Origin of the sequence: Kribbella sp. NPDC056861, from assembly GCF_040687575.1 — a bacterium.
Lineage (GTDB): Bacteria > Actinomycetota > Actinomycetes > Propionibacteriales > Kribbellaceae > Kribbella.
This window is the reverse complement of sequence record NZ_JBFBNQ010000013.1, coordinates 1-15,396: the sequence shown is the minus strand read 5'-3', so window position 1 is coordinate 15,396 and position 15,396 is coordinate 1. Positions and strand designations below refer to the sequence as shown.

Here is a 15,396-nt window from a genome sequence, read left to right as displayed (position 1 = left end):
ACTGGAGGTGAGATGAGCGAACGACTCAGCATCGACTACAACGTTCTGAACGATGCCAAGAAACAACTGCACGAACTGGCCGGCGACATCAAGCCGCTGCTGCACCAGAGCATCTTCCACACGCTGTCCAAACCCGGCTTGGGGCTGCTCGGTAGCCGGGACGTCGAGAACGCCGTGCACAAGCTGCACAGCAACGGTAAGTGGACGCTCGAGAAGGCGCACGACGGCCTGATGGAGCTCGGGAACTCGTTCGGCTCGGTGGGCGAAGCGTTCCTGGCCCTCGATGCCAACATCGCCCAGGGGCTGGGGATCACCGGCGCGAACCTCGGTCTGGACAACTGGCTCCAGGAGAAGACCGACTGGGAGCAGCACAAGGACCAGGAGTGCAGCGTCCACAACAGCAAGGCCGGCGGTAACGGGGACGGTGAGTGTGTCTGGAGCGATCCTGGTCCACCGCCGGTGGACCAGGTGGTCAGCACCGATCGAGGGCAGATCCACACCCACCTGACGCTCGACGACCAGTACCACGTGGTGAAGGAGGAGATCGAGGTCGAGTACGACGGCCACAAGTACACGACGGTCAACTCCTATGCCGACGAGGGCCGGACCACGATCACCGACAACGGTTATCCCGACGGGTCGACCTCCCACGACGAGACCCGGTTGGGCACCGACGGCAGCGGGACCAAGACGACGAAGAACAGCGACGGCGACTGGAACAACTACACCCGCGGGCCGACCGGACCCAATGGTCCGGCGGAGTGGGTCTGGACCGAGGGAACCGACGATCCGGCCAAGAAGACGACCACCGGCCCGGAGGCCGACACCTACGAACCGACGGGATGGGGCGGTTTCTGATCTCGCCCGCCCGCTGCGTCACAGGCCCTCACATCTCACCCGGTCACTGCACGAAGCAGTGACCATCGAACCGACAGGAGCAGCACCATGGCAATCAACGGCCTGACCATCATCTACGACGAGGTCAAGGAAGTGTCGAACCTGCTGAAGACCAAGCACGGCATGATCATCACCGATCTGAAGAGTCTGCAGCAGTCGGTCAGCAACCTGACCCAGCACGGCTTCCAGTTCAAGCAGTCCAGCGCCGAGCTGGACAACGCGTACACGAAGTTCGACGTCAGCCTGACTCAGGCGGCGGAGGGGATCAAGGGCTTCGCCGAACTGCTGGAGAACATCATCAAGCAGGCCGAGAGCCTGGACTCCGGCATCGGGACAAGCCTCAAGAAGAGCTGACCGGGTTCCCCACCAGGGCTGCTGGCTCGTTCGATCACGGACGAGACAGCAGCCCTGACAGCTTCCTGAGGTCAGTCCTTCAGGACAGTGACAGGGACCTGTACCGCGACCGGCGCGGTGCCGCTGCCTGTCATCCAGCCGCGGCCGGCCCGTGGTGATGCCCGGATCACGCTGTTCTGGAGGCGGACGCCGATCAGTTCGCCGTCCATCAAGTGCCGTGGCTCGAGCAACAGACCTCGCCGGGCGCGGCGGGGTACCTGCTGCCAGCCCCCCATCGCCGACTGGAAGCTGTCGGTCTCGGAGGCCATGATCAGCGCCTGATTGCTGTCGCGTCCCTTCCCGGCGACCTCCTTCAGGATCTCCGAGGCAGCCGCGGTCGCCAGCAGATCCGCATCGTCGATCATCACCACGGTCGGCCCGGAATGCTGGGCGAGCGCCGCGCGGACGGTTTCCTCGGACGGATCGCTCTCCTCCACGACAGTGACTCGCTCCTGCCTGGCCAGCCGGCGTAGCGGTGACTCTCGTGGGGTCAGGATCACCAGTGAGGTACCGCCGGTGAGCAACGAGACGGCGAGCGTGGCCAGAACGTTGCTGCGTCCGGACCCGGTGGGGCCGAGTACGACGAAGGTGCAGCCGGAGCGGGCCAGATCCACGGTCACGGAGGCGGCTTCGTCGCCACCGATGCCGATCAGGCCGGACAACGGCCTGCGTTCTTCCCTGGGGACCGCGTCGTAGGCGTCGGTGAACTCCAGGGTGCCGGGAAGTTCGGCGACCTTGAACGGCCGGCGGGGAGCAGGGACGGCGGAGTCGCGCTCGACGGCGAGGACACCGATCTCGCGGAGAGCTTCGGTCTGTGCCTGACCACTACCCTTGGTGAGCAGTGCCACCTGGGTCTCGGTACCGGTCAGTTGGTGCCATCCACGTCCTGGTGGAATGAACGCCGGAACCTTGCTGGGTCGGATGCCCACCGCGCCGTAGTCGGTGCGTTCGGCCTGCCGCAGCAGCAGTTTGTGATCGTTCTGGGCTGCCATCCGGCCGCCGAGCAGTGATCGTTCGGAGGTGGCGACGACATGGATCCCCACCCCGGCGCCTTCCCGGAGCAGACGCGTCGTCTCCTGCAGCAGGTTGCCGTGGTCGTACTCCTCCAGTTGGGTCGCGAGGGCGTCCCAACCGTCGATCATGATCAGCAGGTGCGCCGGCCGTTCCCCGGCGGGCAGCCGGCTGCGAAGCTCGGTCAGACCGGTCGCGTTGTGGCGGGTGGCGAGTTCCTGCCGTTGGGTCAGCTCGCGGTTGAGACGGCGAAGTAGCCGCTCGAGCCGTTCCATGTCGTGCCGGGACACGACCGTCCCGCAGTGTGGGAGGTGTGCCAGGGCCGTCAGGCCACCACCGGCGGCGTCGATCCCGTACAGGTGCACGTCGGCGCAACTGAGGCGACCGGCAGCCGAGCCCGCCAGGGTGCGCAGGAACTGGGTCCGGCCGGACTGCGGCGCACCGATGACATAGAGGTGCCCGAAGGTGGTCAGGTCGAGACCGGCCGTCCGCCGATCCTGGAGTTGGGGGAGATCCTCGAGCGCGTAGGGGATCATCAGCTCCCGATCCCCGCAGTCAGGGAGGTCGTCGAGCGTGAGGCCGTGGTGCAGCGGTTCCTTCCAGGGGCTGGGTTGCGGCTCGAAGTCCGGAAGTTGCGCCGCGGCTTCGCGGAGTACGGCGACCAGGGCACGGAGATCGGTGTCGGCCGGTGGGCCGACGAGCTGCTCGGCCTCGTCATGCTTGGGTTGCCGGGTCGACGAGCCCATGGTGTCCCATGAGAACTCGTCGGCCTCGACCGGTACCGGGGCCGCCGGAACCACCAGCTTCAGCCCCCCGGCGGGATCCTTGCGCTCTGCTCCGACCCACGCGGTCTGGAACAGGTCGGCGGTGCGGGGACCCCGGCGAATCAGAGCCCGGCCGGGAATCGCCGTGGGGATCGAGGCTGCCTCGTTGGTCTCGATCACGTCCTGGCTCTCGGTCTGATCGGTCATCCGCAACGCGATCCGCAGATTCGTGTTCGCCCGGATGTCCGCGGTCACCACACCCGCCGGGCGCTGGGTGGCCAGGACCAGATGAATCCCCAGGGACCGGCCTCGCTGGGCGATACTGATCAGGCCCGGGACGAAGTCGGGGATCTCGGCCACCATCGCGGCGAACTCGTCGATGACCAGTACCAGCCGGGGCAGAGGTGCCATCGATCGGTCCACGCTACGCATCGACTGGTAATCGGGCAGATCCTTGGCTCCCGCCGCGGCCAGTACTCGCTCCCGCCGGCGGAGCTCGGCATCGAGCGAGACCAGGGCGCGTTCGACCTGATGTGCGTCGAGGTCGGTCACCATGCCCAGTGTGTGCGGCAGGCCGGCACACTCCTGGAACGCGCTGCCACCCTTGTAGTCGATCAGTACGAAGGTCAGCTCGTCCGGCCGGTTGCAGGCGGCCAGTGAAATGACCAGGGTCTGCAGCAGTTCCGACTTTCCCGATCCAGTGGTTCCGGCAATCAGACTGTGTGGGCCGTCGGCTACCAGATCGATCCGCAGCGGACCGTCGAAGTCACGCCCGAGCGTGAAGGAGGTGGAGGCCGGCCTTCGTTGCCACTGCGCCAGCGCGACGTCCACGCTCGGCGGTTCCTGGCCGATCAGTTCGAGCAGACGAACTCGGTGGGGGAGGCCGGCGTCCTGATCCGGGCTGACGTCCCGGACCGGGGTCAGCGCGCGCGCCACTTGTTCGCACCAAGCCGGCGAGACCTGGTCGACGCGAATCCCGATCAGGTCCGGCGTGCCGGGCTGTTTGAGCGTCAGTTGGTCGCCGGAAGCGAGCATCACCCCTCGGGACTCCTCTGGCAGCAGGCGTTCCTCCGCCTCCAGGCAGACACAGTGGATGCCGACTGCCGGACCGTCGGTCAGGACCTGCACGAAACCAGGGACGTCTCGCAGCGCCAGGGAATCGTCGGCGATCAGCAGGACGTGGTGATCGACCGGCGGCGCCTCACCATGGGCGCCCATCAGCCGTTGCCGCGCCTGGATCCGGCTGACCAGTTCGCCGATACGGTCGGCGATGGACTCCTGGTCGTTGCCGATCGTCACTGCCGCGCCTCGTTCGGACCGCAGGTGCGGGAGCCATCGCACCCAGGCCCAGTCCTGCGGAGCTTGCTTCCTGGTCAGGACGACGATGCGCAACTGGGTGGGGGAGTGCAGCACGGCGGACTGGATCACCAGCCAGCGGGCGATCGCCTGGCACAGCCGCCGATCACCGGCTATCCCGGCCACGCCGAGGGCCGGCAGATCGAGGACCACCGGTGCGTCCGGAATCTGCCACCGGATGGTCTGGTGGTTGTCCTCACGGGACTGATCGTGGATCTGCTTCACCGAGGACTGGTCGGCGGTGCCGAGCCGCAGCATCAGATGATCCTCGTCGCGTAGCCGGCGCTCCCACAGGCGACTTCCCGGTCCGGTCGCCAGCCGGGCGATCCGCACCGGATCAGGTGCCATTTCGTCGCGCAGGCGTCGTTCGCGGGCTACCGCCGTCCCGATCTCGGTTTCCAGCGCGGCGATCCTGGCCTGGTGCCGGCGGACGGTCTCGCGGTGCTGCCGACGTCCGTTCTTCCGGTTGGCCTGCCAGTTGCTGATCATCATGACAGGGCTGAGCGCGGTGAAGGCCAGGAAGTAGTACGACTTGAAAATACCGACCATCACCAGGCCGAGGATGAGCGGTGAGATGATCATCGGCCAGGGAAACGGTTGCCTCGGGGTGCCGCCGGGCGACGCCGGGAGCCGGATCGATTCCTCGTCGAGGTGCGGGGCCAGTCGCGGCGGCCGGTTGTAGTCCAGACCGAACCCGTCGGCGGACTCGCGAACGGCGGCCGCCGGCTCTCGGCCGAGACCGAGCCGCAGCAGCACCGGTCCGACGGCCAGGTCCTCGCCGGGCGGCCAATCGGCGGGCCTGTCCTGCCCCGCCCGGCTACCGCCGGCGTCGGCCGTGACCGCCGCGTGCTCGATCGGATGGCCGTGCTCGTCCAGCTGTACCCGGACCGCCGAGGTCGCGGCGTCGTCCGCCGGTGGTCCGATGCGAGGCGCCTCGACGACCTCTTCGAGCTCGGCCGTGCACTGCCAGACAACGGAGCCGTCGGCGCAGACTGTGACCCACAGATGCCGAACCGGTACGCCGTCCGCGGTCAGCCGGATCGCGCAGAGCGGATCCGATCCGATCTCGTGGCTCCCCGGGGCCAACCGCCAGATCTGCCCGGCTTCGGGGCCCGACACTGCATGGATCTCAGCGACGAAAGGACCTCGGCCGGACGACAACCTGATGAACTCCCGCGCCCGGACCGGGCCGTCGACGCCGAGCAGCGCGCCGTCACGGATCCCCGAGCCGGTGAGCGTCTGAGTGGGGTCGAGTTTGCGAGGCCCGAGATAGAGCGCGTGACCAGACCCCGCGATCACCTCGGCCATCGCGCCGATCTCCGTTTGCGGGGTGATCCGGAGCCGGTGGTCCTTCGCGACGCCGTTCTTGGCAGCCACGGCGCTGATGGTCAGGTCCATGAGTTCGTCCTTCGATCGGAGCCCGCCGTACCGGCCGAGGTGGCGGAGACGCCTTCGGTCACCGGGCGCGCCCCGTGCAGGTCGTCCGGATCGTCACCGGCTCGCAGCGGGCGCTGGAAGTCGTGTTCGGGCAAGGAGCCGATGCTGAGCGCGACCGCTCTGGACAGCGGGAGATGATCGATCTCGAGCCAGTCGGCCGCGCCGTGCCAACGCAGCGAGCCGTCCCGCCGTACCTCCAGCAATGTTCCGCGACCGCGGGTAACGCCCAGCGAGATCAACCGGACGGAGCGCGGGAGTGGGTGCTCCAGATCTTCCGCTCCGATGGCGATCCAGGCGCCCGGGCGGCGGACGGCCTCGGACAGCAGCAGGCCCGGGTAGTGGTCGTGCACTCCGGAAGCCACTTCGACAGCTCCGACGGGTAGCCGGACGTCGAGTTGTGCGGCGATCGCTTGTACGACGCCCTGGGAGGCCTTCGGCGCGCCGTAGACCGACACGGCCGGAGGACCGGCCAACAGGTCGACCATGACGACGTACTTACCGGTGCTGTCGAGACCGAGACAGACCAGCAGCGGCGCTTCTTCGCGAGCCGGCGCGGTGGGGCCGGCGGTCTGGGGATCGATGAGCTCACGACGGTCGATCCACCACAGTCGCTGGTCGATCGGATCCTGCCGCCAGGGCTCCGGGACCACGCCGTCCCCGATCGGACCGGCGAGCAGGATGCCGATTTGCTTGCCAGAGGCAACAGCGCAGTACGGCACGAGGTCGGTGTCGTGCCTGGCGGCCAGGTCGAATGCCTTGCCCACCACAGTCCAGGTGGCTGGATCCCGGAGAGCCTGGGTCAGCAGACGCAGCCGTCGGCGGTACCGGATCGCGGCGGTCAGCGGTCGGGTCCACGACCGGATCACCAGGAGCACTTCGCGCTTGATCCGCCGGTACAGCCGGACCCAGCCCCCGAACCGGCGTACCAGCAGGTGGAGGAGGACGAAGGCGAGAATGGCCAGCCCGGCGACGCCCATCCAGCTCTGCAACTGGAAGCCGCCGGTCATGCCGCGCTCACCCGCCGTCGGGCCCGGCGGCACCATCCGGCCGAGATCGCCACCGGATCGTGGTCACACCCGTCATGGTCGCAGTCGGACAACTGCCGGCGGATCGCCCGAAGTCCGTTGTGGCAGCGGGACTTGACCGTGCCGAGCGGGACCGAGAGCGAGTCCGCGATATCGGACCCGGGGTCCCCGAACAGGTGCACTCGGACGACCGCCTCCCGGTGTTCCCTGGTCAGCCGGTCCAGCGCCTGGAACATGACGAAACGTTCGACGATCCGTTCGGCCGGGTCGGCGTCCAGGGTGGGGTCGCCGAAATCGTCGGCACCGACACCGACCGGAATGGAGCGCAGGTCGCGGCGATACTGGTCGACGACCAGATTGCGGGCGACCCGGAACAGCCACATCCGGACCGGACGGTCGTCGGCCGCCAGCCGGGACCGGTGGATCCAGGCCCGGAGAAAGGTCTCCTGGACGATGTCGTCGACCGACTGGCTGTCCTGGCCGAGTAGGCTCGTAACGTAGCGGTGCAGGCTTTCCCGCTCGGCGAGGCAGCGCTCGAACGGGTTCGGTTCTCTGGATTCGGCGATGATCGCCACCTCACAAAAGTCAGCAGATCCCGCCGGCGGGACGGGGCAGAGGGGCACCGGCGGGGGCTCATGGTAGGAACGCCGGTTCGCGGCCGGCCGACGATTCCGGTGGCCGGAGCTGTGGTTGCTGTGGGCAACCCGTAGGAAATCGGCGGCCGGAACGGCTCGTGATTGACCCGCGGCCGGCCGCGGCGAAAAGTTGCCGGTGCAGCCAGTCCTCGCCGGTGGTCCTGCTCATGCCCGAGCGCGATCAGTGTTCGCCGGGAGGGATGTCTGACCCCGCCTAATCCCGCCAGCATCGGAGTACCCCGGATGTCCGTCCGCCGTTTCAGCAACCCGTTCCGGCGCAGCGCAGCGCCCGGTTCCGGTCGTACCGGCTCGTTCGCCGCAGCTTTCGAGCGACGTCAGACCCGGCCCAGCAAGGGGATCCGGCCAGGTCGTCGAGCCTGGGTGTCCGCTGCTGCCGTCGCGGGGACGGTGGCAGCCGTCGCGATCGTCGTACCGATGTTGTCGTGGCCGGGAGACGACTCGGTGCAGTCCCGGGAGCCGGTGGCGCAGCGGGTCGAGAAGACCGCGGCGAAGCCGCCGACCGCGAGCCCGACGCGGACGCCGTCGGCGAACGGGCGGCCGTCACCAGGGCCGACCACTGTCACCGTGACAGCACCCGGCGGAATCATCACCCGAACCGTGGTGGTTCCCGGGCAACAGGCGACGAATGTTGCCGCCGGAGTCCCGGCGGCAGGCCGGCCGGTGACGACGACCACGGCGACCGTGACAGCTGCCGTCGCGACCACCCGGCCGGTGGTGGCTGCGCGGACCAGCCGGCCGACTCCGGTGGTCACTCAGACCGCAGCGAACCCCCCGGCCAAGTCGAGCGCGAAGAAGCCGACGGCGAAGAAGCCCGTGACGAAGAAGCCGGCTGCCAAGAAGCCCGCGACCAAGAAGCCGGCAGTCAAGAAGCCCGCGACCAAGCAACCGGCCTCCGCCGCCAAGAGACCGGCGGTCGTGGGTGACCAGATCATCGGGTTCGGGTCAGGCCGCTGCGTGGACATCGCCAACGCCGCCGACGGCAGGGCGGAAGGCAAATCCCAGCTGCAGTTGTGGGACTGCAACGGCGCGGCCAACCAGGGCTGGACGCTCGGCGCCGACGGCACCATCCGGTCGATGGGCCTGTGCATGGATCTTGCCTGGGGGTCGACCGACGACGGCACCCAGGTCCGGGTCGAGGTCTGCCACGACCATCCGGCGCAGCGCTTCAGCCTGAACAACGCCAACGACCTGGTGAACATCGCGGCCAACAAGTGTGTTGCCGTCAACGGAGCGGGCAACGGCGCCCGCCTGGTGCTCAGGACCTGCGCGGGAACCAGTGACCAGAAGTGGCGCCGCGGCTGAGCAGAAGCACCAGCAGAGTCTCCGGGCAACTCGTTGCCCGGAAGGCGACCGGCCCGGATGGAGAATCCTCACTCCGTCCGGGCCGGTTCGTACGTTCGGTCGATCAGTGCGGTGCGGTGTCCACCGTCAACGGAGAAATTAGTGAACCGGTCAGACCGGTCCCGACCAAGGGTTGGCCGAGCACCCGTACGCCGACCGACGTCACGTGCGTGACCGTGATCAACTGCTGGAACTCCTCGCGCTGGAGAATTCCACCGGTCGTGGTCTGACTGCCGGATCCTGAGCCGTCCGCGACGGTGGTCGTGGCCAGATCAGCGCCGACGAGCTTGCCCACCTGCAATCCGGCCGACTTCTGGGTCAGGAAGGACAGATGTGCGGCCTGGGTGGTCCTGGTCCGGAGTACGCCGTGCTCGCCGGTGATGAGCGCGGTCCCGCGGAATGTCGCCTGGTGCTCGTCAGCGGAGTCCGCGGACAGCTCGATCGGTCCGGCGGCCGCGGTGAGGGCCACACAACTCGCGGCGACCGGGACCAGTACGGCGGTGAGGAACAAACGCCGAACGTGCTTGGGGGACATCTTTCTCACAATCTCTCGATGATCGGATGCCGAGCAATCTCGCTGATCCGGCCGCGGCGGGGGAAGCGGAAGCCGCGTCCGATCACCGAAGACTGTGGAGCTACCGCAGGCTGGTCAGGTCTCCTCGGTGGATGTCGCCGAAGTGGCGCTGGGCTCCTCGACGTGGTAGCGCTCGGTGGCGGCGGCCAGTACGTCGTACGCGGCGGCGAAGGCCAGGTTGGCGGCCTGTCGTGCCGTGGCCTCGACAGCGACCTCGGGGATATCGGTGACATCGAGCACCGCGAGAGCTTCGAAGGGAGCCCGCAGGGCGGCGTAGAGGTCGGCTGAGACATCGGCGAAGTCCTCCGGTGGGATCACCGGGAGGAGCTGGGCCGAGGTGAGCAGTACCCGGCCGAGCTCGGCGAACTTGGCAGTTGGCGGAAGCGAGACGAGAGTACGCAGCAACTCCTCGGGGGTCTGCTCGCCGGCGGTTGCCACGCCGCCGATCAGGTGCTCGGCGGCCGGGAGCGCGACCGGATAGCCGGCCGGCACCGACACGGCTTCGATGCCTGGGGCAACCTTGTCGAGTCCTAGTTCGATCAGGTGATCGGGCAGCCGGGCGGCGGTCCACAACGCGTTGACGCCGGTCTCGAACAGACGGACGGCAGGATCGGCCCAGGACCTGCGCTCTGCTTCGTCCCATTCCTCGACGGCCAGTAGGGACTGCTGGTGGAAGAGTTCGGAGATCGCGAAGCGATACCGCCGAAGCGCTGATTCGTCCGGGTCCGCGTTGTCCTCGTACATCTCGCGGAGCGGGTCGGTGATGTGGGTGGCATCCAGCAGCAGGGTGCCGTCCGGAGCGGCCAGGCCGAGGACGAGCCCCGGGTCCTCCGGACGGGTCAGCATCAGCAGCGACTCCTTCATCCGCAGTACGGTCAACCGGTCGATCTCGTCGACTGCCGTCTGGGCGATCTCGTCCAGCTCGCCGAACGCTCGATGGACGACCGGAATCAGGTCGCCAACCGTGCCGTCGCCGAGATTCACCTGTGCCACCCGAGCCAGCACGGCGCTGGCCGCGACCCGGACCCGGGATCCGTCGGATTCCTTCCAGTCTGATGGAACCGCCGGCGGCTCCCCTTCGGTGATGGTTGCTGTGGTCGCGTCCTCGCTCGTGATCTCGTCTGTTTCCTCGGTGATCGGGGCGGTGGAGGGGGTGGCCTTGGCCATGGAATTCCTTTCGGGCTCGAACTGATTGGATGTCATTGGTTTCGGTAGCGCCACCAGGCCTGGGCGGTCTGTGCCAGCCAGGTCGGTGACGAGCTGTGACGGAGTTGCTCGACCGCTGCCGTCAACTCGTCGAAGGCGTGTTGGCCGATCGCGGCGCCCTCGTCCGGCAGCATTCCTGGCCGGTTCGCCAACGCAAGCAGCGCTGTTCTGACTCGGAGTCCGAGCAGTCCGGTCGCTGCCGGTCGTAGCGGCCGACTCACTACGGTGGTGAGGTCCGAAGCGTTGAAGACGAGCGTGGCGAGGGCCCGGAAGTGGTGCTCCGTTCCCGCCTGCGCGAGCTGCTTCAGTACGTCGAGGTGGGGAAGCCGGACCTGGTCGGCGACTCGCGCGGTCAATCGGTCGACGGCGGCGACCAACGGCGCGTACGACTCGTCGACGGGCGTGCCGAGAAGGTTTGGAGCCCACCGGGTCAGATCGAGCTGGTGGACGAACTCAGGGAACAGCCTGACCGTCAGACTCTCGATCAGACCTTCGTCCAAGCACCGCCGGACGGGTTCACGGAGAGCTCTGCGCCGGCTGGTCGGCCGAGAGCGGATCGGTCGAGCCAGATGTAGTGATTCGTGCAGCAGTGTTGCCAGGCCTGTCCGAAGGCGGTCAAGTGCGGGCCCGCTCGGAACCTGCCAGAACATGTCCCGCAACGACTGGGCGAGGTCCAGCCTGAGCTCGAGAGTACCGTCGACGGAGGATCCGCCGACGTTGCCCGACTCGGACCTGAACAGTTGGCCGTCCCACGCCGTACGTTCTGCGCTGATCAGCCGGCGTACTGCTTCCGGAGCGAAGGCGATCAGTTCCTCGAAGCTGGTCGGGTGTTCGATCGGCCCGTCCGGGTCGGGCCGGAGCAACTGCACGCCTTGGTCGATCAGCGCGAAGGGCGCAGCGCTGTCGGGCGGTGCTGACCGCGAGCCGGTTCGCGCCGAGCCGCCGGGCGCGAGCAGCTGATGCGGGATCGACTGCCGACCGAGGCGGACAGTTGCCTGTTCGATCCAGTCGAGGGCCGCGCGCGCTGCCTGCTCGCTTTCATTGCCGGCGCTGTCAGAGCGAGGGTGGTCGGCGGCAGACGTGTCGTGACGACTGCTGGTCAGGAAGGGCAGGAGCTGACCGGGACTGCGGCGCAACAGCTGCAGGCCGATGGTGGTTCGGGGGTGGCGTTGCAGGGCGGAGACCAAGCGGATCGCTGCCTCCGCGGCGCTGACGCCGTAGTTCGCGGCTCGTACTCGTTGGGTCGCGAGATCAAGTTGAGCGAGGTCTTTGAAGGGGCTCTGGAGGTGGGATCGTAGAACGCTTCGGGCGAGTTGGTGTAGCGAAGGGGGCACCGTGTGCTGGAGGTTCGCCGCGTGGAACAGGTGGTTGGTGAGCAAGGACCACTGCAACGGCCGTCTGGTGTAGAGAAGGCGCTGAAGTAGGGAAATCGTGGGGTCACCGCTGAAGTCCGCCAGTCGCGACAGCAGACTGTTGGTCGCGAGGACGAATCCTTCGTAGGCGCCGGCGAACACCTGGTTCTCGATTCCGGGCAGACGAGGAAGCAGACCGAGATCATCCACAAGAGTTCGGATGTGGGTCATCGTGAAGGCCTGGACCGCACCCTCGTCCAGGCTCCTCTTGAGTTGGCCCGTGGTGCGGCCGATCGACTCCAGTTCGGCTGGACGCTGTACCGACAGCTGGTGGGTGAACTCGTGGACAGCGATCGACAGAGCTTTCAGGTACTCCGCCGTTGCTCTGCCCGGTCCGGTCAGCTGAGGTTGGAGGCCAACGAGTCGGCGAAGAGGTGCGATGACTTTCAGGTGGTGCAGACTGATGGTGCCGTTCGCGTACGCTTCGCCGTTGACAATCGGGTCATCGATGATCTGGATGATGGCGTTCCAGCGCGACTCCGTGGTTCCGGCGCGAGCAAGTACCGCCGAGTGGATGCGCAGCAGCAACTGCTCGAGGAAGTCGATCCGGCCGGTCGGTGCGTCCAGGTGGGGGCGGAGATCGAGTGTCTCCAGCACGGTGAGCTGACCGCTGGTCCGGCCTGGCGCGGGGCTGGGAAACTGGGGGCTGAGTGGGTGCGGGTGAAGCTGTTCGAGTCGGCGCAGGACTGCCATGCCGTTCTGCAGGCCGAGGCGACCGATCTCCTCAGCGCTTCCGTCCGGGGAACGCAGTCGCTTGAAAGGCGCCTGCACGGCTTGCTGGACCATCGCGTGGGCGGCCGGACGCGACAGCGGGGGGATCCGCTGGTCCAGTCCGTCGACCTCGAGCATCACTCTGGCCAGGGTCGGCCATTTCTGCGCCGGGCCGCGCCGGTTCAGTTTCGACAACAGGTTCGCGCTGTTGCGGCCGGTCAGCTCGGCCACGCCCGCCATCAGCGCATCGACAGCGGTGACCAGCCGCGGGTAGGCCGCCGTGATCCTGGCATCCAGCAGCCCCGGAATCCTCGCGCCGAGACCGAGTCCGGTGACCCACTGGTCGAGGTGCATCATCGTCCACGCCTCGGTGACTCCTTCCTCGATCGCCCACACCTCCGGCCGTAGGTACGCCGTCTGGTCGTCGGTGATGCGGTAGCCGGGTGATCTGTGCTGATGGCTCACCTCGTGCAGAAACGCTCGTAACGTTCGCAGATACTGCATCGTCGCCGGTACACCGTCGCCGACCGGCAGACCGAGTGGATCGTCCTGCCAGATCCGATTCAGCAGGTACCGCAACCGCGGATTCAGCTCGAGTGTCCCGTTCCAGTGCGCGAACCCCGACGCGCCCAAAGACGACTGCTCGCGACTCAACGCCCGATCCCAGATCGACAACTTCGCACCACTCAACCGCATCGCCAGGTCCCCACCCCGGTCCAGGAACTCCTCCAAGTTCGCCGGCGGCGCCGGAGTGCGGACAGGCGACGCGTGGACGGGAATGACTGGGGTAAGCGTCCGACCGCTCTCTGGTCCTGTGGTCTCCGGCCGCGGCGCTGCGTCGCGCGAATGGATTGCGGCCAAGGTGCCGGTCCGTGGCTGGCCGGCGGTGGCAGGCGAAGAAGTGCCGGCAGCGGCACGTGCTGCCATCCACTCCTGCACCGACGCCTCCGGAGCGTCCATCACTCGGTTCGCTGAGTCGAAGACGCCGGTGGCGATCTGGATACCCTGCCTGACCTGTTCTGGTAGGGAGGAGTCGGTGACCTCCGCGACCTCGGCGAAGCCCGATCGGAACTGTTCCCCGATCATTGCCCTGGCGGCCGGCTGCAGGGCGGGGCGGACCAGAGCACCGAGGTCGCCGGCCCGGAAGACCATGTCGGACAGCAGGTCGAACTTCGCCCGGGTGCCGACGGCGTTGAGCTCGGTGATGATCTCGAGCTCGCTCTTACCGACCGCGTTGCCGAGTTCAGCGGCCAGCACCCGGGTCGCGGTCGTGTAGGCCTGGTAGGACCGGTACTGCGGCGCGGTGGTGAGCCCCGGCACCCGATCTGCCAGGCCGAGTTGACGGACGAAGTCGATCGCGTAGTCGAGGGATCCGGCCTCGGCGGTGCCTTCTTCGAGAATCTTCTCGCCGATGCCGTGAAACTGCGGTCCGTCGATCGAGGCCCGGTGATAGCCAGAGCCGACCAGGAAGTGCAACATCTCGTGCAGAACCACGGTCAGTGCGTTCAGGTACCTGGCCGCGGCGGACGCGAACTTGCCGGCCGGAAGCGACGCCGGATCGGCCTCGAACAGTCGGCGCAGCGGAAGCATGATCTCTTCGCTCAGCCGAAGGACGCCGTCGAAGCCCGCGATTCCGTCAGGGCAGGGGCCCTTCTTGCCGACGATGATCTCCAGCCGGCCGGTCCAGGAGGTGGTGTCAGCGCCGATCAGCTCCCGGGCGACCTCGGAGGAACGCTCGATCAGTTGGTCGACGGTCGATGGCGGACCCGGATAGGGAGTGCGAACGGCCAGGTAGTCGATGGTCTGGATCACCTCGTAGACGATCTCACCGTCGGTTCCCGAGCTGAGGGCGCTGAGGTGCGGACGGACCAGCGACTGAGGCGAAGGGAGATCGGCGGCCAGATGCTGGGCCGAGATGCTGTGAGCGGTCGGCGAGGACAGCTGTTCGGCTGCCGGGCTGACCAGATCGTTGATCGTGGGCGCGGATCCGGGTGATGCCGTCGTCGCCGCGGTGATCGGCGTCAGCGACGTACCGATCGACAACGGCTGACCAGCGGTTGCCGCGAGCAACGGTATGGGTGGGAACCGCGCGCCCGCGTTGCTTGCTGTCCGCAACCCCAGCAGGTCCTCGATTCCGCGGGTCGCATGAAAACCAGCCGCGAGCGGACCGGCCAGATCTGCTGCTACCGGGTTCAGCAGGTCTGCGCGGACCTGGACCCCACCAGCCGGCCCGAACTCCAGCACATCCTCCATCCCCCGCGCCAAACCGAACCCCACCCGAAACGACCCACCACCCCGCACCCCCACACCCGCCACCCCCACACCCGGCACCCCCACACCCGGCAACACCAAATCCTGGAAATCCTTCGACCCCGTCCACCGAAACACCCCCGCCCGGCCACCCGCACCCGAACGATCCGGCGTATACGCCGCCGCCGACCCACCCCGCCCCACAAACCCCGCCAAACCCACCACACCGAACCGGTGCAACCCCCACACCCCCCGCTCCCACACCCCAACCCGCAACGCCCCCACAAACCCCAACACCCGCAACTCATCCGAACTCACCGGCAACACCAACCGCGTCCACAACACACCCCCGTACGACCGCGC

10 protein-coding genes are annotated in these 15,396 nt (G+C 67.6%); 3 read left to right on the top strand and 7 right to left on the bottom strand.

Going from position 1 to position 15,396, the window contains the following annotated elements; translation table 11 throughout:
- Window positions 1–12: 12 nt before the first annotated feature.
- Both AB0P21_RS40775 and AB0P21_RS40770 read left to right on the top strand, forming a co-directional pair.
- On the top strand, window positions 13–858 hold the full coding sequence (locus tag AB0P21_RS40775; RefSeq protein WP_363704850.1) for a hypothetical protein: 846 nt from the start codon (window positions 13–15) through the stop codon (window positions 856–858).
- Between the two features lie 87 nt (window positions 859–945).
- The gene (locus AB0P21_RS40770) at window positions 946–1,251 is read left to right on the top strand and encodes a hypothetical protein (RefSeq protein WP_363704848.1); all 306 of its coding nucleotides are present in this window, start codon (window positions 946–948) and stop codon (window positions 1,249–1,251) included.
- Window positions 1,252–1,322: 71 nt separating this feature from the next.
- On the opposite strand, the gene AB0P21_RS40765 is transcribed toward AB0P21_RS40770, so the two are convergent.
- The 4 genes from AB0P21_RS40765 to AB0P21_RS40750 all read right to left on the bottom strand — a co-directional run bounded on the left by AB0P21_RS40765 (window position 1,323) and on the right by AB0P21_RS40750 (window position 8,291).
- A complete protein-coding gene (locus tag AB0P21_RS40765; protein ID WP_363704846.1) occupies window positions 1,323–5,819 on the bottom strand; it encodes an FtsK/SpoIIIE domain-containing protein in 4,497 nt (1,498 codons plus the stop codon).
- A complete protein-coding gene (locus AB0P21_RS40760; protein ID WP_363704844.1) occupies window positions 5,810–6,865 on the bottom strand; it encodes a hypothetical protein in 1,056 nt (351 codons plus the stop codon). The genes AB0P21_RS40765 and AB0P21_RS40760 overlap by 10 nt, the downstream gene beginning before the upstream one ends.
- Entirely contained in the window at window positions 6,862–7,458 is a 597-nt protein-coding gene (locus tag AB0P21_RS40755; RefSeq protein WP_363704842.1) for a sigma-70 family RNA polymerase sigma factor, read from the bottom strand. Before AB0P21_RS40755 ends, AB0P21_RS40760 begins: the two co-directional genes overlap by 4 nt.
- A gap of 395 nt (window positions 7,459–7,853) precedes the next feature.
- Complete coding sequence (locus AB0P21_RS40750) at window positions 7,854–8,291, bottom strand: hypothetical protein (RefSeq protein ID WP_363704840.1); 438 nt, start codon at window positions 8,289–8,291, stop codon at window positions 7,854–7,856.
- Here AB0P21_RS40750 and AB0P21_RS40745 point away from each other — a divergent pair.
- Complete coding sequence (locus tag AB0P21_RS40745; RefSeq protein ID WP_363704838.1) at window positions 8,284–8,841, top strand: ricin-type beta-trefoil lectin domain protein; 558 nt, start codon at window positions 8,284–8,286, stop codon at window positions 8,839–8,841. The two genes, AB0P21_RS40750 and AB0P21_RS40745, sit on opposite strands and share 8 nt — an antisense overlap.
- Before the next feature lie 103 nt (window positions 8,842–8,944).
- On the opposite strand, the gene AB0P21_RS40740 is transcribed toward AB0P21_RS40745, so the two are convergent.
- The 3 genes from AB0P21_RS40740 to AB0P21_RS40730 all read right to left on the bottom strand — a co-directional run bounded on the left by AB0P21_RS40740 (window position 8,945) and on the right by AB0P21_RS40730 (window position 15,036).
- A complete protein-coding gene (locus AB0P21_RS40740; protein WP_363704836.1) occupies window positions 8,945–9,415 on the bottom strand; it encodes a hypothetical protein in 471 nt (156 codons plus the stop codon).
- A gap of 114 nt (window positions 9,416–9,529) precedes the next feature.
- Window positions 9,530–10,621, bottom strand: coding sequence for a hypothetical protein (locus AB0P21_RS40735; protein ID WP_363704834.1), 1,092 nt, complete (start codon window positions 10,619–10,621; stop codon window positions 9,530–9,532).
- Window positions 10,622–10,653: 32 nt separating this feature from the next.
- Entirely contained in the window at window positions 10,654–15,036 is a 4,383-nt protein-coding gene (locus AB0P21_RS40730; RefSeq protein ID WP_363704832.1) for a hypothetical protein, read from the bottom strand.
- Between the last annotated feature and the right edge of the window lie 360 nt (window positions 15,037–15,396).